Below are 19,410 nucleotides of genomic sequence, written 5' to 3' on the forward strand. Positions count from 1 at the left end.
CATTGCCACTACCTGCTGATAAGCTATTACATCGCGAGAGCGAAATAGAACAATCGAAATGTTTTGATACTACATCAACGGAATCTATCGCAGGATTTGAAAGTTCAAAAGTTGAAACTCAACCATTGCCACTACCTGCTGATAAGCTATTACATCGCGAGAGCGAAATAGAACAATCGAAATGTTTTGATACTACATCAACGGAATCTATCGCAGGACTTGAAAGTTCAAAAGTTGAAACTCAACCATTACCACTACTTGTTAATCAACCATTACCTCAATGGCAGCAAAATAGCAGTAGTTTTTCTGACTATTTGGAGCAATTACCTAAATATTTAAGTAGATTCTCCATGGACTACCAGCTGCCAATCATTTGTTTTACTACAATTATTACAACAACAGTTGCAGTTAAGATAGTTTTAGCTGTATTAGATGTAATAAATGAAATTCCACAGTTAAATCTAGTTTTTGAGTTGACTGGAATTGGTTACTTAATCTGGTTTGTTTTCCGATATCTATTCAAAGCTTCTACTCGGCAGGAATTAGCTGCACAAATTAGTTTTATCCAAAAAGAAATTGTCCAAGGACAAGATTCATAAGCTGTTATGCCTCCATGTTTGCTTTCTTTCACTATGAAAGAAAGCATAAGGCAAACAAACACATTCATGCTATAGCAGTTCTAAATCATTTGTAAAATATTTTTGGAGTTGGCTGTCATTAGTCATTTGTTATTCGTAGTCACAAATGACAAAGCGCAAAGTCTGAGCGTCGGCTTTTGGTGTTGGCGCAGCCTGCCGTAGGCATCAGACGGCAGTTCCTTTAAGCGGGGGAACCCCGCCAACGGACTGCCTCAACTTTGTAAGAGAGGACAAATGACCAAGGACGACCTATAACAAAAATTTTCACAATCTCATTTAGGCGTGGATGTATTCGTGCTAATGCTGGTGTAGAAGCTAGTCTGACACCAGATAAAGTAGAACTATTTAACCAGGAACTGGTGGCATTACTGCAAACAAACTATCCTACACCTATGCTTCAGGTTTATCATCGAGTTTGGGTTGTGCGATCGCTTCTCTTGTCTACGAGAGACTGCTAATGAGACGCAGGGTATGCTCGCCGTAGGCATCGCAAAAGCACTAGTGTCGTAGTTACTCCTAAAGTCTTGTCATATACCTAATCTCATCAAGATAAAAAACTTTTTATTTAAAGTTTTGATAAAGTCAGCGTTTAATTACGTAGTTGAATTGATTTTATCCAACCAAGTTGGTATGATAACTTCAACGAAAACACCAATTTGTATAAAAGCATACATCATCAATATTGTTGAAATAATTCAAATATTGTTTAAACGCTCAGATCGAGACTGTTTAAGCATTAGTTAAGCTGTTCCACACTTTTTAAATCATATATGGTCGTGTTGGCTGTTGAGTGTTAACTCTTGACTGTCAACTGTCAGCAGTCAAAAAACCGCACGAGTGACTATGCAAGAAATATGTGTTTTAGCTTATCAAAAACGAGAAAGTGATTTTTTCCTTACTTATGGGCGATTAAAAAATGATGAAAAAGTATTTGCTTGCCGCTTCACTGACTGCATTAGTTGTTAATCTTACTTTTACAAAACAGACTTTAGCAGCCACACTGGCAGCACTTCCTGAGGTGACTTTATATGCTGCTGGTAGCTTGAGGGGTGGGCTTTCGGAAGTTGCTAGTGCTTTTACCCAGGAATATGGGATTCCTGTGAAAACAGAATTTGCCTCCTCTGGTTCATTGAAAGATAGGTTGTTAGCAGGGGAAAAGGCAGATGTCTTTGCCAGTGCGGATTTAGGTAATGCCCTTGCACTAAATCAAAATAACTTAAGTGGGGAAGTCAAAACGTTTGCCAGAAATCCTATCTATGCGATCGCCATACCTGAAGTGTCACTCACCACAGAGAATCTGCTTGATAAGTTTCTCGATACCGACGTTAAATTAGGTATTTCCAAACCTGTAAGCGATCCCTTGGGAGATTACGGGGTTGAAGTATTTCGCAAAGCTGAACAAATTAATCCAGGCAGCTTTGCCCAACTGAATGGTAAAGCTGTAATATTATCAGGAACATTGCCGCCAGAGAGGAATAGTCCGGGGGGCAGCATAGTCTACTATCTGCAAGATATCAACAAAGCAGACATCTATTTGGTCTATTACACCAGTGCTTTATCTGCCCAACAAATTTCACCAAGTTTACAGATAGTAGAATTGCCAGATAGCTTAAAAACCCAAGCTGACTATGGTTTGACAGTACTTAAGGATGCGAATCCTGGAGGTTCAAAACTAGCTGATTATATCCTTTCACCAACTGGACAAAAAATACTAGCAAAGTATGGATTTAATAGTCCGAAGTCAGTTCCCGAACCTCAGGGGGTTGGTGGAATTTTACTTGCTGTGAGTGTAGCTTTTGCCTTGCAGAGAAAGTTGATTGCTGCCATACAGCAAAAAGTTCAAGTTAGAGATGAACCAATACGCTTGGGTTAGTACCAAAAACCTTAAACTGTGTAGGTTGGGGAATCACTGCGCCCTTGCGGTTTCCCGACTTATTCGCTTTTAGCGTTCCCGCTCTTTAAAAAGTGGCGTTTGAGGAACATAGACCCAAAATTTTCGCAGCTTTGTTGGGTTGCGCTTTGCTTAACTTAATACCAATTCAATTAATGATTGCAACACATCTTTCGGTAAAGACGCGATTCATCGCGTCTCTACAAGTGGTCTATTTGTCGCATTCTTTTTTCAAATTGGTATAACCTACAATAAACCCTTCAGATTAAAGATGCCTACAATGCAGAGTTCCCACGCTACTTGCCTCAGCGATCGCTTTTTGTGTAGGAATTGGATTTTTACTATCGACTAAGCACCTACATCGAGATTGTGAAAAAAAGTAATCCTGAGAGCCAATCGGCACCGTAGTGCAGTTGATGCTACTGGAGTTACCATGTGCCAGGAATTCTCTGAGCGCACAATCACAGCCGAAAACTGGTCCAGTGGTGCAATATCTTGGAAGACAGATTCTGGTTTTTCGTCAAAGAGAATTCGCAAACAACCACCCCAGTCTATAGACCATTGTTCATTGAAAAATAGCAAATGAGTCAGAGCTTTCGATGGTTCATCAGTATGAGGGCGATGACAGTGGCCTAGATTATATCGACGAAACCCAATCACCATTGCACAGTCTTTAAGTTCCACCCCAGACATCTGTGTTAAGGCTTGGCGGTAAGCAGGTGTCCACAGTTCTTCTATCAGTTGTCGCCAAATACTGCTGAGATTACCAAGATTAGAAGATAATCTTCCTTGTGTAATGCGATCGCGCCAATGAGCTGACAATTCAGGGCTAGCGCGCTCGCAAAATTTGTACATCAAAGCAATATCCTCGTTACTAGCAAGCATCTCACTCCAAAGATACCCATATCCTTCCCCTATTGATAAGCGAAACTGTTCCTGGGGAAAGCTGGCAGCAAGTTCCAAGCTAGCTGCTTTGGCAAACAAATTCTTTATCACAGCATAACGGTATGGAACTGATTGCATTGTTGTATGGTGAATGGCATCTAAATTTAGCATTCTCAATGTTCTTTGGATTATGTTTGTAATTTACACTATCTGTATGATTGCTAAATTCAAGCTTGAGATCATAAGTCAATAGTTGCCAATTTCAGCATTTAACTAATTTTGGCGACTGAGGTATATATTTTTTCTTAACAAAGTTATCAAAGGAGGCAGGAGGCAAAGTGGCTCCGGCTTTGCTTTGTTTCCTGCTGTTACCAAAGGGAACAAGAGTTCTAGACCCTCACCAAATTGTCAATTTACTGGCTCTTTTTCAGCAGGGGTTGGAATCCCCTTCTGAAAAAAACCTTCTGCCTCCTGCCTCCTTCATCAATTTGTTACCAATATTACAATTTCGACAACTGAATGAGATTAGGTTTAGGGTGAATCTTGGTTGAGCTATTTATTTGTCAGCCGATCATAAAACTAAAATGAGTGTTTTCTTTTCAGATGAAGCGATCGCTAGGTTAATTCAGGAAGATGTTCCCTACCTAGATTTGACAACCTATGGACTTGGCATTGGCAAGCAACCTGGTGAAATCGAGTTTTCTTGCCGTCATCCGATGACCATTTGCGCTACTGAAGAAGCAGCCAGAGTATTAAAATATTGTGGTGCTGAAGTTCATTATCAAGTCGAAAGTGGTACGGTCTGCCAAGAGAAGCAATCAATTCTTCAAGCTAGTGGCACTGCTCAAGCTTTGCACAGTGGCTGGAGAGTTGCTTTAAATTTGATGGAATACGCCTCTGGCATTGCTTCGCGTACAAGAGTATTAGTAGATACTGCTAAAACAGTAAATCAGTCTGTTTCTATTGTGACTACTCGTAAATGTTTTCCAGGTACTAGAGCGCTTTCTATCAAAGCAGTTCTAGCTGGCGGGGGTTTTTTTCATCGCTTAGGATTATCTGAAACAGTTTTAATTTTTAACCAACACCTAATATTCCTGGGAGGTATAGTTGGGCTAATTGAGTGCATGAATGAACTGCGACAAAAGTTTCCAGAACAACGTATTTGTGTTGAAGTAGATACACCAGAAGATGCTTGGATGGCTGCTCAAGCAGGTGTGGATTTAATTCAGTTTGATAAAATTCCCCTACCAGATCTTGAGCCTCTAGTTTTGAAGTTGAAGCAGCAGCATCCAAACTTAAAACTAGCAGCAGCTGGTGGTATTACCTCTGAAAATATAAAGGATTATGCTAGCACTGGTGTAGATATTTTAGTGACAAGTTCACCCTACTTTGGTAAACCATGCGATATTGCAGTCAAAATGACGATGGCTGGCGATCGCATCTGAAACTTGCCATAACTTCTTATACACATTTATCGATTTTTGTCAATGCGTAAGTCTTATGGTCTATCACTGACTTAATTAACCTTGTTTTAGAACCTGTGTCATTCCGTTAATATCCCTCGCCTGTGGCAGTCAAGCGAATGCGATAGATGGCTGTGTTGGCTGTAATAAAGAGGCTGTGACCATCTTCTCCCCAGGCTAAATTGCTTGTTCGTACAGCCGTTTCAATATTCCCCAGAAGCGTCCCATCGGGAGCAAAAATGAAAACTGCCTCGGGTGCGGCAGCGTACATGTTACCTGCCTGATCAATCTTGATCCCATCGGGATTACCCTGGCGGTTGCGTTCCCATGTCCAGCCATCCGCAAACGTGCGACCATTTTGAAGCGTGCCGTCCGGTGCTACATCGTATGCCAGCCATCTCGATTGTTTGGTGGTTGAATCGGAGACATAAAGAATCTTTTCATCTGGAGAAAATGCAATGCCATTGGGAGAACGAATTTCATCAGTCAATAGCGTTAATTTGCCATCGGGCGATACGCGGTAAACGCCACTGAACGGGAGTTCCTTCTTTGGGTCATCAAATCTTTGGGTTGGCAAACCATAGGGGGGATCGGTGAAGTACAGGTCTCCATTAGATTTGTAAACCAGGTCATTGGGACTGTTCAACCGTTTGTTGTCATACCGATTTGCCAGAGCAATTTGGGTGTTGTTCTCTCTATTCTCTAACCAAGCGACGCGACGATTGCCATGCTGACACATCACCAGTCTGCCTTGGCGATCAAAGATTAACCCATTAGAACCGGGTTCTATTCCGTTAAAGGGAGTGTCCTTAGTATATCCACTGCGACTCAAATAAGTTGAGATCCCTTTCCTGGCTTCCCATTTGTAGATTTTATTGGCTTTCACATCCGAAAACAGCAGATATTTCTCTTTTCGATTCCAGACCGGACCTTCCACCAAGAGAAATCCATCTGCTAATTTTTCTAATTTGGCCTTAGCGGGAAGAATACTATTAACACGGGAATCATAGCGGACAATTCTGCCAGGAATAGTGGAAGCCTTAGTGTCAACCGACGACAAATCTTTCTTATGCTCAATGCCAATCCGATTGTTATACCATTTTTTGTTGTTGGCGGATGCTTGTGTCAATTGTGTCAAACCACCAATCAAAAGTACTGATAGAACAAATAAACCAAGTTTTTTCATAATTTGCAATGTTGATATACATTTATTATCTTCTTATTCAGGACTTACGTACGCAAATGGCACAATGCGATCGCCAACTATAGTCAGTAGACCGAAAAGTTTTCCAAAACCTTACCAGTCGTTCATTTGAGTTGATAAACACAATTTGCTGCAATCCTTTTAGAGTCCGGTTTTTGAGGAACAAGCGTTGTTAGTGGGTTAAGAGTTGAGTGGAAGCGTAGGCGCAACTCGTCGTAGACATCGCCATCTTCAGCCCCAAAACGTCGGCCCAAACCCTGATTATTTCGTCAACTTACAAAAGTTTTCGATCTACTGAGGATAGTTACCTACAGCAGAATTCAGAATTTTAAAGTAAAACACGCTTTATACCTGGATAACAGACTTAGCTTGTGTACCTCATAAACTTGAAATGTGCTGTATTTATAAGGCAAATAACGACAGCTTAGTTTCTTTACAATATTAAGCTTCACTATTCTCAAAAGAAATAAAAATTAATTTTGTTCGTATTTGATTACTATATTATTTGGTATTTTACTCAATAAGTTGGTATTATCTTCATTAGATTACACAGATACACTTATCCATTTGGAAAAACGCAAATCTAACAAGAGGTTTGCGACTAACTTTGGCGTAAGGATTCATTAGTTTTTAATATGAGTTATTAAAAACTAGTTATTTAGTAGCGTCTGTAAGGAGTTGAAAGTTTAACGATAGAACCGTTTTTATTTTTATCTAATAGAATCTATTGTCAAACTGCTCAATTTTGGCAATAAAGATACGTAATTTTTATTGAGCAAATAGCTTTGAGTAAAACGATCTAATTGTTTGAATATTCAATAGTAAACGGAGAAATGTTTTATGCGTTTTACCCGCCAGTTACCCATTGCGTCTTTAATACTATCGATACTGGTTTTATCGCAGCCTACTTTAGCTGACTCTAAGAGTAATCTTCCTTGGAGTAAAGAAGAAAAAACACCTTCTCTGTGGGATAAAAATAAGTGTCTTGGAGGTTCTTCACAAAGTTTTCGCTTGGGTGGAGAAATCAAGAATCCAACCACTTATAACTTGCAAAACCTGAGAAATTTGCGAGATACTTTAAAAAAACAAAATCCAGCATTAATTACTGAAATCACTGTAAGCTTTCAAACCGGCTCAGGGCCACGAACAGAAACATACTATGGACTTCCCCTTTGGGAATTGATTAATAATCCGAAAGCCGGAGGTGGTCTAAAACCTGGAAATTCTGGGGTGAATAGTAAAAACTCTTTTCTGAGGCAATATGTTCTAGTCGACGCTACAGATTGCTATGGTGCAGTCGTAGCTATTGGTGAAATTCAACCTAACTTTGAAGGGAAAACAGTGCTAATTGCATTTGCAAAAAAAGGTAGTGATGGTAAAGTAGTGCCTTTAACAGATGAAGGATTTGCTCGTTTAGTAGTTCCAGGTGACAAAGCTGGAGGTCGTTACGTTAGTAATGTGACAAATATCCTCATATTATCTGCTCCTCCTTCTCCTTTGAAACCAAAATAGTTCTAAAAACCTTTCTGATTAAAGACGCCGACAACGGAGAATTTCTACACCACTTGCTCGAGTAGACCAAGTGGTTTTCGATTGCAAACATTACGCCTTCTTGCTCGTTTAAAACAAAGCTTTAATATTTTCATCCAGATGCAAGAATCAGGGTTTAATAAAGAGCATTCCAATCTTGTAAAAAAAGTTATATTAAATTATCAAAAAAGTAACCAGTATAGTTAGTGGCATTCAGCTGCTTGACAAATTACTAAATCTATCATGTGCCAAGAATTATCAGAACGCACCAAAATAACTGAGTAGCCAGATCACCAAAAACAATTTTTAATGAATGCTCCGCCAAGCTTTGACTATCCCTTTGACTATTTTACTATCGACTTTTTCGCCATTTTCTAATACCAGTTTGATATCTAAGTTCTTCTATAAGGCAGAAGATAGCATCCCACTAAATAAAGATAATCTAATAATCTGATAGTTGTTAGTATTACTCAGTTTAGAATTATCTTAAAACTAGGGAGTATCAAAATATGGAAGTTAGCGCTCGTAATTCCTTTAAAGGAACTATTAAGGAAATTCACCCAGGAGCAGTCAACTCTGAGGTTATATTAGAAATTGTGCCTGGGGTGGAAGTAACTGCAATTATCACCAAAGAGTCAGTAGAGCATCTCCAACTTCAAGAGGGAAAACAAGCGATCGCTGTGATTAAAGCGTCAGATGTCATAATTGCTACAGAATAGCTCGAAATGAATAAACAAGTTGTGGCGAGCCGCTTATAGAGCGATCGCTACGATTATCTAAACTATTTACGAATTTTCCGAGCAAGAACTGCTACTACACACCAGACATGAAGGATCGCGATAAGAATGTCGTTTGGCAAATTCCATTCGCATCAAGTCGATTGTCAGCAGTTGTGATAATAGGGGTTGACTAAACTTAGTAATCAACTTTATTACCTCTAATGCACTAAGACAAGCTAGTGTACCAGAAACAGCACCGATAACCGAGAACCCACGCTGATTCCAATCAGGCTTTTCTGGAAACAAGCATGATAGACAAGGAGTGACACCAGGAATAATCGTCGTTAGGTAAGCTTCCATTCCGTCCATTGCAGCTTCCACCATTGGTTTTTGCCAGCGCACGCAAGCCTCATTGAGCAAGTTCCGCTCTGTGAAATTGTGAGCGCAATCAACAGCTATATCAGCAGATTGCACTAAAGAATCTACATTCTCTTTTGTAACGTAATCATGAACTGCTTCCACCTGAATATCAGGATTAATAGCTTGCAAAGTTTCTTTGGCTTTAAGTACTCTTGGCTTACCTACCCAATCATTTGTCATCAGAACCTGACGATTCATATCATCTAGCCGTAAGTCACCACCCCGAACTAGGATTAGCCGCCCAACACCCGCTACTGCCAAATAAAGCGCTGATGTACCGCCTAATCCTCCTACACCTGTAACCAAAACCGTTGCAGACTTCAAACGCTTTTGTCCTGCTTCTCCAAAATTGGGAAGCATCATTTGGCGGTGATAGCGTTCTAACTCAATGGGTGTTAAGTTCATCGCTTTTTACCTCTTTATCAGTCGTAAAATCTACCACCTAGTTGGTAGCAAGTATTGTAGTTTTCTATACATTTTTCTGATTTAGTACCTGTAAAGTTGGTACTTATTCTAGACATGATTAAGGGAGCTATGTGCAATACTCTTTATCCTGAGTTAAATGCTTAATGAAATAAGCCCCACAGCAAAGCGTGGGGCCTTTGAAGTATTATTACTTTCTGGTGGGATATACAGCAATGGCTGATGCAGGAATCAGTACGGCATCTATAACTGCCGCCTTGAGGTTGGGATTTATTCTTCTTCATCGTGCGCGATCCGACTTGGCGATTCTCAAAGAATACTTGGAATAATCACCAGTACAGCAGTTTATCGCTATCTTGAGACATCAAAAGCGTGCGATCGCAATCCTATGTAGACATTTGGTGGTGTGGCTAATAGACTAAATAGCTATGGTTTAGCTTATCTACAACATATTATTAATGGGACAGTTATACCAACAACTTATTTATGCGATCGCGTTACAAAGAGCAGTTTGATAGCCCCCTTTAATAGAATTCCAACAATTACTTTAGTCTATGGCAATTATTACATCTGATGATTTAATTATGGCATAAACTTCTTTACCTTCAGTAAGTTTGAGATTTTCTGCTGATGATTTGGTAATAATTGCAGTCACCTCTACCCCTGATGCTACTTCTATTGTTACTTCAGTATTTACAGAGCCAATAACAACGTTTTTTACAGTTCCTTTGAGAGCATTACGAGCGCTAACTTGCATTTTATGATTTCTACTGTCTTTTTGTTTACACATAGATAATAACAACTAATTAGATTAATCTGTATCGTTAATGATAGAAAATATATAATTTTTTACTATTTATTAATATATAAAATACACATAAATAATTTGGTATTTATATCTTTTTAAACCAATTTATTTGGTAATAAAAGTACTATAAAGTAGTTGTAGTTAATCCAACCATTTTTCAGACTGTTATCTGACACACGCAAAAGAAATTCTTGGTACTACTTCATTTTGTAACATTAATTTTGACAACAAAAGTAAACTTAATTTGGTAGTGACGAAAATGCTAGTGCTAAGGTGAAGGTTAAAAGCTTCAGTGGATAGACATCATCTCATAGTTACTGCATAGACAGGTTTGGGAAATTTTTTATACAAAAAAGGCAAACAGATAAATGAAATACCGCAGACATCACAACAACAAAGGTAAGCAACAAATTCGTTCCCACAAAACCTTAAGACAAGTGCAGCGTATAGCTCAACGCTTAGGAATTCCTTTTACTTTTTTTAAATTGGCTAAAAGGCACGACAAAAGTTGATATCAATTTGTTTATTAATCTTGGTACGAAAAAGTAGCTTGTGTAGTATAAATTACTGAGTAATTTGATATTATTACTAGTAGAGTTGGTAAAAAATTACTCAATATCTGTAGCAGTTGTTGGTAACAGTCAGTTCTAAGTAGTAATCTGTGATTTTTTACCAGTTTTTTTGGTTACTAGGTCGCTAGATTGGTAAATTATGAATTGATTAAGAAAAAATGCTTGAGAGACTGCAAATGAATAACAAACTAATCCTGACTTTTGTCAGTTGGGTTTTTATATCGTTTTTACTAATCGTTGGCTGTAGTCAAACGACTACACCTAACTTATCCTCAACTACTAGTCCAGCTGCCCAAACAGCAAATTTGACGATATCAGCAGCTGCTAGCCTCAGAGATGCAATGAACGAAATCAAACCTCTCTACAGTAAGGAAAAGCCAAACATTACATTGGCCTACAACTTTGGCTCATCAGGCGCTTTGCAACAACAGATTGAACAGGGTGCAGGAGTTGACGTTTTTATCTCAGCTGCAACTAAACAGATAGATGCTTTACAGCAAAAAGGTTTGTTAGTTGATGGGACTCGCAAAAACTTACTGAAAAATCAAGTGGTGTTGATAGTACCCCAAAATTCTACAGTTGTGGCTGATTTCAAAGACTTAACTTCACCACGTATTAAGAAAATTGCTCTAGGCGAACCTAAAAGTGTCCCGGCTGGACAATATGCTCAACAAATCTTAACTTCATTAAAAATTCTTGACGCCGTTAAAAGCAAAGCCGTCTATGCCAAAGACGTTCGTCAAGCTCTCAATTACGTAGAATCAGGTAATGCTGATGCTGGAGTCGTCTACCTTTCAGATGCCAAAAGTACGCCAAAAGTCAAAATTGTAGCAACTGCATCTGAAAAAACCCATTCTCCCGTCGTCTATCCAATCGCGATTCTCAAAAGCAGTAAAAATGTCAATGCCGCTAAGGATTTTGTACAATTTTTATCGGGCAATGAAGCCAAAACTGTGTTTGAAAAACAGGGATTTACGGTAGCTGGTAGTTAACACCAGAGAAATTTTGACAAGGCTGGTTGAGGATTCAACGCACTATTCAAACCAGCCCTAATAAGCACAGTTTTAGTAGCAATCAAAAGCTGTAAACCATAAGTTTTATTTATTGAATAAATCGATTAAGTGCTTTCTGTGCTGTTTTGTAAGCTGAAGCTTGCAGTCTCAACTTAAATTCAAATAAAATGCGATCACCTACAAAAATGGTGAAGATCAATTTAACCAAATGCTACGTTAACCTTTATGATGACGATAGCAACAAGCACAAATCGTACCTGTTAAGTTAATGAAATGGATCTTAACAACTGCTCTGATTTTGAGCAGCACTACCCAATATTCAGCACAAGTAACAGATCAAACTCAACAACCAGTTACTAATAAAAAGCCTGCACAACCAGTTAAAACACTTGCTTCACCTCAACAACCTACTTCTCGACCAGTTTTTATTTTGCCAAAAGCACCTGCTCCATTAAGTCCTGTATCTGGGCGGAGAGCAGGAATGAGTAGTCGAGATAATTGCCCTGTGGTTTCAACCCCGCTCACTGCCTTAGTACCATTTCAAGAGGAACAAAAGGTTGGCAACCAGACAAACAAATCAATTATCGGGACTGTAGAGGGTCTAACCACTTTAGAACGGCCTACATTTTGGTTTTACATTCCCTATACTAAGGATTTGTCTAACTCAAGCGCTGAATTTAGCTTACAAGATAGCGCCGAAAATGATATTTATAGAAATGCGATCGCCCTACCTTCAAAGCCAAGTATCATTGGTATATCTCTCCCTAGTACTGCTTCATTAGAAGTAGATCAGACATATCGCTGGTATTTAAAAATACGTTGTAACCAAGAAACAGCAAGCATTCCTGTATATGTAGAAGGGGACATTAAAAGAATCAATTTAGACACTCGTGTTATGCAACAACTAAAAGCCGCAAATGAGCCTCGACAAAAAATTATAATCTATGCTGAAAAAGGGATTTGGTTTGACGCTTTAAATATGCTAGCACAACTACGTATTTCTAATTATAATGATGCATCTATTGAAAAAGATTGGCAAAGTTTATTGCAATCAATCAATTTAGATAATATTGCGATGATGCCCCTAATAAAATTACCAAGCCGCTAATAATTTCATATCCAGTAAAGTATCTATAGCAGTCCTAAATCATTTATGAAATATTTTTGGAGTTGGCTGTCATTAGTCATTAGTCATTTGTTTTAAGTAAATTGCAAATGACTCTTGACAAATGATCAAGGACGATTATAATAAAAATTTTCACAATTTCATTTAGGATTACTATATAAGCCTAGATTTCTACAACCAATTACCAACTATAACGTAGGGTGCCCAGTACATCGGACGGTTATATTCAGGAACTTCAAGTAATTTTAATTGAGCAAAGCGTAAAGCTTCTGCTGTAGTTTTACCAGTCACTAACTGACGATAAAATTCCTCAATAAATAAAGCTGTAGAGTTATCGCCAATTTGCCATAAAGAGGCTAAAGTACTCCGCGCACCAGCACGCAGGGCAACTCCTGCTAATCCCAATGCAGCTCGGTTATCTCCTGCAGCTGTTTCGCAAGCATTCAAAACAAGTAATTCAACTGGCTCTGTTCGTTTTTGCTCTCTACTTTTAAGCAAACTATCTAATTCACTCACATTGATGCGTCCATCAGCTGCTAGGATAAAAGTGTCTTTTACTTTAGAGCTAAATTGCCCATGAGTTGCCAAGTGAATAACTTTAAAAGCTTGAGCATTGATAGTTTTTGCTAAATTTGTACTAGTAAAATTTTTATCCAATAATGTCGTTGTCGATACGCCTAATTCCTGAATTAATTTCAGTTCAACTTTAACGTTGGGAAGTGGTGCAAACCTTTCATTTTTGGGTGGTTGTGATAGTCCTCCAACCAGAGCATTTAATTTTTTGTGTGCTAAAGGTTTGGAAGTAAATAGTTGCAGTCCAGGACTAATAGCTACAGAATATTTTTGCACTAAATACTCTTTGCCATCATACAATGCAGCCATCGGTATATTTCGCAGCAACCCATCTGGAATAAAGACTAGAGTATTAACCTTACCATTTTTGAGGTCTGTTTCAACTGGTTTAATTAACCAGTTATAAAGCTGTTGAGAAACTGCTTTAAATTGCAGATTAGCATCAGGTTCGACTATTGTATCTCGTATTTTTGTAATAACTTGCTCTACTTGCTGACGTTTGACTTTAGAAGTTTTATGTATCAACGGTTGATTGGGAAGTTTGATAATAATTTCTAAATAATTATCTAGAATAATCGGGTATAAAATAGCAGTATTCGGGTTGTCGCGGTCTACTACTTTGTCCAGAACCACAAATTGGTTACTTAAGCAAGCTTCTCGGAAAAAATTATCGAGTTCTGCAACTTGCAAGGCTTCCATTCGCTGACGTGCTTTATCTAAATCTGGTTTTCCTTGTCCTTTATCTTGTAAAATCAACTCTACAGACTGCCGATAAAGGGGTTCTATGCGATCGCGAAAATTGAACTGTACGTCTCGATTAACCGCAACTAAATCGCTGCGAAGAGACTGAAGAGTTGTTACAGCAGCATCATAAGCAGATATGGCGGCTGGCATATTTCCCTGTGCTCTGAGTAAGCGTCCTAACTGCCACTCAAGGCGATAAGTTATATCTAAGGCATCAATTTTTTGAGCCGTAAACAACGCTTGCTGCGTCAAATCCTGTGCTTCTTGCCATTGTTGGTTCTGCTCGTAAACTTCTCCTAAGCTGCTCAGTGCATAAGATTCGGCCCGTTCATCACCGATTATTTTGGCTTGCTGAACACTACTTGCCAGAATCTCTGCAATGTCTTTTCTGTTACCAATTGTGGTCAAAGTCTGAGCAAAATTGATCCGTGCATAAATACCAGCTTGATTGGTAGGCAAATTCGGGAGTTGAGATTGAATTGTGGGTATTAATGACTTTGCTTGAGTGATGTGTTCGTTTTCGACCAGCAAACTCAGCTGATTAATCAGGGCTTGAACTTTGGTTAGAGGGTTTGGTGCAATTTTGGCAGCATTTTCATAATGAGCGATCGCATCTTTAATGTTACTTAACGACCTAGTAGTATTACCAAGACTAAATTCCGTCAAACTAATTTCTAGAGGCAGTTGCAGACGTTGAGCGATTTCTAAGCTTTGTTGTAAGTTGTTTTGAGATGACTCTAGTTCGCCTAATTGTTGTAAGACATTGCCAAGCGATCGCAAAGCTATTACTTTTACAAGAGAATCAGGTTGAGCTTGTAACTGTTTGGATACTTCCTCTAATATATTTAAGCTACGGCGGTAAAACCCAGCAACTCGTAGAGCTTGTGCTTGGTTAATCCGGCTGCGCGTTACTCCAGCATTGTCACCTAATTTCTTCCAGATTTGCTCTGCTTGTTGTGATGTTTTTATAGATGCATCAGTTTGTCCCTGTGCTAGTTGCAATTCGCCCTGAATATTTAGAGTTTGTGCAAGAATTTCTAACAATTCAGATTTTGGATTGTTGACATTTAACTTTTGATTTATCTCATCCCAGCCAAGTAAATTTAGGCTATTGTTAACAGTTGCATAAGCTTCTTTCCACGAGCCGAGTTGCTGGTATACAACAGAGAGATTAGTCAGCGCTGCGGCTTGTGCAAGGTTATTGCTTTCTCGTTGATAGGTACGGACAGCTTGTTGGAGAACATTTAGCGCTTCAGTAAAGCGTCCAGCTTGATAAAGTGCTTCTCCCTGTTCAAGAAGTTGTTGTGGTGTTGTGGCTGGGGGTTTATTGATTGGAATGTTAAACCCGTTTGGTGAATTTGTCTTTTGTTGTTTAGCAAATGTGCTAGGGATAATAGTTAGGAAAACAGCAAGGGTAAATAAGATTACGGGAGTTACCGCAAATCTAATTACTCGCTTTGGTAGTTGAAATTTTGCCATATTTCACACCTCCCTGAGATACAGGACAGTCAGCAGGTGTTTGCCAAAGGCTGTGGGAATTGAATTGAGGAACTTGTGTTACTAATTCTATGTTGCCATTGGGATTAATTACCCAGCCAGAAGCTTCCACAATTTGAGTTTTAGTAGCAATTTTGGTAGTAGTTGAAACTGCTGTTGATTTTGGCTGAGTTGTTGTGTTTGCCAAGTTTTCTGATTTTGACCTTAATCTTACCCAACCTGATAAAGTACTTGAATCTTGTAATGGTTCAGTGGGACTCATGGGTAGTCCACCACGTCCTGTTGCCACAAATGTATTTTGGAATTGCCGAGTTCCAGGTGTGCAGGCGGTGGAAATTTGCCTAGAAGCATCAACCAGATTAATTGGGAGTTCAACTAAGCCGCGAGTGGGGTTAATATCAGGTGTAGTGATTTCTACATTACCGCTCAACCTGCGAGTTTGCCTTCGCCCTGTGGCGGTGATATCACTTGTGTTTGGGGAAGGTACATCTCGGAACTGAATACCAAAGATACCTTTAGTCTTGATTGTGACATTCCCGCCACGAAATTTAGCAGAATTAGCGCTGATGTCGCTATTTTCAAAACCAACTAGGATATCGGCATCAATATTGATGTTGCCACCGATAACCTTTCTTCCTCTGGCATCAGTTTTGATGTTGCTGTTGCCAGTCATAATTAAATCTTTTGAGTTAATAATGTTAATTGTCGCCTGTTCTCTATCCAGGTCAACTTTGGGGCTGCGTGTATTGGCGATGAGTAAGCCGTTGTTTAAACGGATAGAGCGTGCATTTAATTTCATGTTGCCTGCGGTTCCTGTTCCACGATTCTGCACGCTTACTGCCCCATCTCGTACTAGTAAGGTATTGGTTTTGACTGTCAAATCACCCGCATTTCCTGTTGAGTTTAAGTCTGCTTGTGTAAACAAGCCACTATCGTAATCATCAGCACTTCTACCAATCAGTTGCACATCCTGAGCATCAACAATACTCAAATTTCCCCCGTTACCCGCCCGGGAAGTGCCAGTATTTACTTGTGCCCCATCTCCGACTAGCAACGTATTGGTTTTGACTGTCAAATCACCCGCATCTCCTGTTGAGTTTGCTCGTGCAAACAAGCCACTAGGAAAGTGATCATCAGCACTTCTACCAATCAGTTGCACATCTTGGGCATCAACAACGCTCAAATTTCCCCCCTTGCCCGCACTGAAAGTAGCAGTATTTACCTGTGCCCCATCTCGTACTAGCAAGGTTTTAGTTTTAATCATCAAATCACCCGCATCTCCTGTTGAGTTTAGGCTTGCTCGTGCAAACAAGCTACTAAGAAAGTGACCATCAGCGCTTGTACCAATCAGTTGCACATCTTGGGCATCAATGCTCAAATTTCCTCCCTTGCCTGCACCGAAAGTACCAGTATTTACTCGTGCCCCATCTCGCACTAGCAAGGTTTTAGTATTAATCGCCAAATTACCCGCATCTCCTGTTGAGTTTGCCTGTGCAGAAGCAAGCAAGCCACTAAAAAACTGACCATTAGCACCAATCAGTTGTACATCTTGGGCATCAATGCTCAAATTTCCTCCCTTGCCCGCACCGAAAGTACCAGTATTTACCCGTGCCCCATCTCGCACTAGCAAGGTATTAGTTTTAATCATCAAATCACCCGCATCTCCTGTTGAGTTTGACTGTGTAGAAGTAAACAAGCCACTAGGAAACTGATCATCAGCGCTTGTACCAATCCCAATCAGTTGCACATCTTGGGCATCAATACTCAAATTTCCTCCCTTACCCGCACCAGATGTACCAGTATTTACTCGTGCCCCATCTCGCACTAGCAAGGTATTAGTTTTAATCATCAAATCACCCGCGTCCCTTGTTGAGTTTGGCTGTGCGCCAGCAAACAATCTACTGGCAAATTCACCATCAGCGCTTCTACCAATCAGTTGCACATCTTGGGCATCAACCCTCAAATTTCCTCCCTTACCCGCACCAGATGTAGCAGTTCTTACCTCTGCCCCATCTCGGACTAGCAAGGTATTAGTTTTAATCGTCAAATCACCTGCATCCCCTATTGAGTTTGGCTGTGCGCCAGCAAATAATCTACTGGCAGATTGACCATCAGCGCTACCAATTAGTTGCACATCTTGGGCATCAATGCTCAAATTTCCTCCCTTACCCACACCAGATGTACTAGTAATTACCTGTGCTCCAGCCTCAACTTGTAACGTGCTAGCACTAATATTGACATCGCCTCCCTGTCCATTTGCTTTTGACAGCACCCGATTACTAATGGTTGCATTGTTAAGATTTATTGCTCCAGTTGCACTAACCGTAATATTTCCAGCCTTACTATTATCAGAACTATTACCACTGTCTATCTCTGCTTGCAGGAAACTCTCTTCCTTCATCTCTATATTCCGGGCGTTAACTGCAATACTCCCACCACCAGCAGCTTTTATATCTACGCTAGATCCATTAGCTAAAGAAACATCCGCTCGCGCACTTTCAGTAGGAAAGCCTAAGCGAAAGTTGTCACCATCTATCCCAAGCGCTATAGTTCCGCTTGATGCCAATCCTCCTAATTCAACTCGACCACCATAAGCATTCAGTCTCCCACCATCCATGTTGACATTGCCACCTACTAGCAGCAAACTCTTTCCATCTTTAACACTTAAACCAGATACTTTAAAACCAGCTGGGTCTTCTGGTGCTGGCGCAGTTGAACTATTTTGAATCAGGGAAGCCGCAACTTGATTAAATAATAAGGCATTTGGATTTACTGTTAACAAGGGTGAAGGTGCTTCTGGATTTGAGGCGCTGAAAAATCCCAAATTACCAAACCCAATGGCATTGGCTGTTGTGGCGACAAAGGAACCGCCGATATTCAAACTAGCATTTTTACCAAAAATAATTCCATTAGGATTGAGCAAGAATAAGTTTGCTTTACCGTTAGCACGAATTAAGCCATCTATATTAGAAATTGACTTACCTGTTACTCGTGTCAGGATGTTCTGAATATCGAGTGAATTATTGAACAAAGCAGTACTGCCATTGGGAACAGAGAACTCCCCAAAACTGTGGAACAGATTACCCCCTCTGATGGTTCCACCCTCAATAATCCTGGTATTGCCCTCTAATTTCACACTGGAATTATTTGGCAGAGTGCCGTCTGGGGTGATTTGAGCAACTGAGCTATTTGTATATAAGGTAACTGCACTGACAATGGCAACTCCTAGACCTTGTAACCAGTTTGGCGCAGTTTTAAAAGACATTGCACTCTCCTATAGATAAGGAAATTTAGGTTGGAAGCCTCAATCTTGAGTAGAAGTGTCAGGACTGGCTCTTTCAAGGTAGGTAAAAAGTTTAGTTAATAAATTACTTTTTAAGCTCGTTACTCTGTGTTTTCTGCTTCTATAGTAGTTAAATAAATTACTTATAAACCACAAAGGCACAGAGAGCGCTGAAGAAAAATAAGATATTTAACGAGTCACCTTGAAAGGGCTATTCCTGTAAGTGTCAGGACAATGAATTTATGCACAACAGAGGATATTAGCAAATTGACACTGCTGAATCAAGTGAATAAACTAGAGCAAACGCACCTCGCATCTAATTATAAGAATCCTTTCATAGCATAGGTTTGATCGTTTGATAATTGAGGCTATTTTTTCATCAATATCCTTATGTAACAAGGGTTTCACAAATTACGTGCGTTTGCCCTGGTGAATAAACTTATCTTACTGCTAACAATTAAGAATCAGAAGGCAAAGCTAAAAAACTTCTGATTCCCAGCCGTGAATAAACCAATCTCACTGCTACCAATTAAGAATCAGAAGGCAAAGCTAAAAAACTTCTGATTCCCAGCCGTGAATAAACCAATCTCACTGCTACCAATTAAGAATCAGAAGGCAAAG

General features: G+C 39.6%; 14 protein-coding genes. 8 read left to right on the forward strand and 6 right to left on the reverse strand.

The genetic code is table 11. The features are described from left to right. Together V7K56_RS22895 and V7K56_RS22900 are read left to right on the forward strand one after the other, a co-directional pair. Window positions 1-599: CAAD domain-containing protein (locus V7K56_RS22895; RefSeq protein WP_334913882.1), on the forward strand; the 599-nt coding region annotated here is incomplete at its 5' end. A gap of 955 nt (window positions 600-1,554) precedes the next feature. Then, a complete protein-coding gene (locus tag V7K56_RS22900; RefSeq protein ID WP_334913883.1) occupies window positions 1,555-2,511 on the forward strand; it encodes an extracellular solute-binding protein in 957 nt (318 codons plus the stop codon). A 366-nt stretch (window positions 2,512-2,877) separates the two neighbouring features. On the opposite strand, the gene V7K56_RS22905 is transcribed toward V7K56_RS22900, so the two are convergent. Next, entirely contained in the window at window positions 2,878-3,585 is a 708-nt protein-coding gene (locus tag V7K56_RS22905; RefSeq protein ID WP_334913885.1) for a 2OG-Fe(II) oxygenase family protein, read from the reverse strand. A 413-nt stretch (window positions 3,586-3,998) separates the two neighbouring features. Between V7K56_RS22905 and modD the strand changes: the two genes are divergently transcribed. Next, entirely contained in the window at window positions 3,999-4,859 is an 861-nt protein-coding gene (gene modD, locus V7K56_RS22910; RefSeq protein ID WP_334913888.1) for a ModD protein, read from the forward strand. Between the two features lie 106 nt (window positions 4,860-4,965). Here the strand turns inward: modD and V7K56_RS22915 are convergent, their stop codons facing one another. After that, window positions 4,966-6,063 (reverse strand): SMP-30/gluconolactonase/LRE family protein, encoded by a 1,098-nt coding sequence (locus tag V7K56_RS22915; RefSeq protein WP_334913890.1) that lies wholly within the window; start codon window positions 6,061-6,063, stop codon window positions 4,966-4,968. 858 nt (window positions 6,064-6,921) lie between these two features. Between V7K56_RS22915 and V7K56_RS22920 the strand changes: the two genes are divergently transcribed. Both V7K56_RS22920 and V7K56_RS22925 read left to right on the forward strand, forming a co-directional pair. Further along, complete coding sequence (locus V7K56_RS22920) at window positions 6,922-7,593, forward strand: hypothetical protein (protein WP_334913892.1); 672 nt, start codon at window positions 6,922-6,924, stop codon at window positions 7,591-7,593. 527 nt (window positions 7,594-8,120) lie between these two features. Continuing rightward, the gene (locus tag V7K56_RS22925) at window positions 8,121-8,330 is read left to right on the forward strand and encodes a TOBE domain-containing protein (protein ID WP_334744866.1); all 210 of its coding nucleotides are present in this window, start codon (window positions 8,121-8,123) and stop codon (window positions 8,328-8,330) included. A gap of 66 nt (window positions 8,331-8,396) precedes the next feature. On the opposite strand, the gene V7K56_RS22930 is transcribed toward V7K56_RS22925, so the two are convergent. Further along, window positions 8,397-9,155, reverse strand: a complete 759-nt coding sequence (locus V7K56_RS22930) for a HesA/MoeB/ThiF family protein (RefSeq protein ID WP_334913895.1) — start codon at window positions 9,153-9,155, stop codon at window positions 8,397-8,399. 188 nt (window positions 9,156-9,343) lie between these two features. Here V7K56_RS22930 and V7K56_RS22935 point away from each other — a divergent pair, with 188 nt between their 5' ends. Beyond that, complete coding sequence (locus V7K56_RS22935) at window positions 9,344-9,502, forward strand: hypothetical protein (RefSeq protein ID WP_334913897.1); 159 nt, start codon at window positions 9,344-9,346, stop codon at window positions 9,500-9,502. A 218-nt stretch (window positions 9,503-9,720) separates the two neighbouring features. On the opposite strand, the gene V7K56_RS22940 is transcribed toward V7K56_RS22935, so the two are convergent. Then, window positions 9,721-9,930, reverse strand: a complete 210-nt coding sequence (locus V7K56_RS22940; protein ID WP_334913899.1) for a TOBE domain-containing protein — start codon at window positions 9,928-9,930, stop codon at window positions 9,721-9,723. Window positions 9,931-10,729: 799 nt separating this feature from the next. Between V7K56_RS22940 and modA the strand changes: the two genes are divergently transcribed. Both modA and V7K56_RS22950 read left to right on the forward strand, forming a co-directional pair. Continuing rightward, window positions 10,730-11,545 carry a molybdate ABC transporter substrate-binding protein gene (gene modA, locus V7K56_RS22945; RefSeq protein ID WP_334913901.1) on the forward strand — a complete coding sequence of 272 codons (816 nt, stop codon included), beginning with the start codon at window positions 10,730-10,732 and terminating at the stop codon, window positions 11,543-11,545. Between the two features lie 289 nt (window positions 11,546-11,834). Next, window positions 11,835-12,674: a DUF928 domain-containing protein gene (locus V7K56_RS22950; RefSeq protein WP_334913902.1), complete on the forward strand. Its 840-nt coding sequence runs from the start codon at window positions 11,835-11,837 to the stop codon at window positions 12,672-12,674. A gap of 189 nt (window positions 12,675-12,863) precedes the next feature. On the opposite strand, the gene V7K56_RS22955 is transcribed toward V7K56_RS22950, so the two are convergent. Then, complete coding sequence (locus V7K56_RS22955; protein ID WP_334913904.1) at window positions 12,864-15,488, reverse strand: CHAT domain-containing protein; 2,625 nt, start codon at window positions 15,486-15,488, stop codon at window positions 12,864-12,866. Next, window positions 15,454-18,771 carry a two-partner secretion domain-containing protein gene (locus V7K56_RS22960; protein ID WP_334913906.1) on the reverse strand — a complete coding sequence of 1,106 codons (3,318 nt, stop codon included), beginning with the start codon at window positions 18,769-18,771 and terminating at the stop codon, window positions 15,454-15,456. The genes V7K56_RS22955 and V7K56_RS22960 overlap by 35 nt, the downstream gene beginning before the upstream one ends. Between the last annotated feature and the right edge of the window lie 639 nt (window positions 18,772-19,410).

Source organism: Nostoc sp. (assembly GCF_036917535.1).
GTDB lineage: Bacteria > Cyanobacteriota > Cyanobacteriia > Cyanobacteriales > Nostocaceae > Nostoc.

Excerpts from the sequence above, each read along its gene's own strand:
- V7K56_RS22925 (WP_334744866.1), top strand. The coding sequence starts at position 8,121 with ATGGAAGTTAGCGCTCGTAATTCCTTTAAAGGAACTATTAAGGAAATT.
- V7K56_RS22915 (WP_334913890.1), bottom strand. The coding sequence starts at position 6,063 with ATGAAAAAACTTGGTTTATTTGTTCTATCAGTACTTTTGATTGGTGGT.
- V7K56_RS22940 (WP_334913899.1), bottom strand. The coding sequence starts at position 9,930 with ATGCAAGTTAGCGCTCGTAATGCTCTCAAAGGAACTGTAAAAAACGTT.
- V7K56_RS22955 (WP_334913904.1), bottom strand. The coding sequence starts at position 15,488 with ATGGCAAAATTTCAACTACCAAAGCGAGTAATTAGATTTGCGGTAACT.
- V7K56_RS22950 (WP_334913902.1), top strand. The coding sequence starts at position 11,835 with ATGAAATGGATCTTAACAACTGCTCTGATTTTGAGCAGCACTACCCAA.
- V7K56_RS22905 (WP_334913885.1), bottom strand. The coding sequence starts at position 3,585 with ATGCTAAATTTAGATGCCATTCACCATACAACAATGCAATCAGTTCCA.
- V7K56_RS22960 (WP_334913906.1), bottom strand. The coding sequence starts at position 18,771 with ATGTCTTTTAAAACTGCGCCAAACTGGTTACAAGGTCTAGGAGTTGCC.
- V7K56_RS22920 (WP_334913892.1), top strand. The coding sequence starts at position 6,922 with ATGCGTTTTACCCGCCAGTTACCCATTGCGTCTTTAATACTATCGATA.
- V7K56_RS22900 (WP_334913883.1), top strand. The coding sequence starts at position 1,555 with ATGATGAAAAAGTATTTGCTTGCCGCTTCACTGACTGCATTAGTTGTT.
- modD (WP_334913888.1), top strand. The coding sequence starts at position 3,999 with ATGAGTGTTTTCTTTTCAGATGAAGCGATCGCTAGGTTAATTCAGGAA.
- V7K56_RS22930 (WP_334913895.1), bottom strand. The coding sequence starts at position 9,155 with ATGAACTTAACACCCATTGAGTTAGAACGCTATCACCGCCAAATGATG.
- modA (WP_334913901.1), top strand. The coding sequence starts at position 10,730 with ATGAATAACAAACTAATCCTGACTTTTGTCAGTTGGGTTTTTATATCG.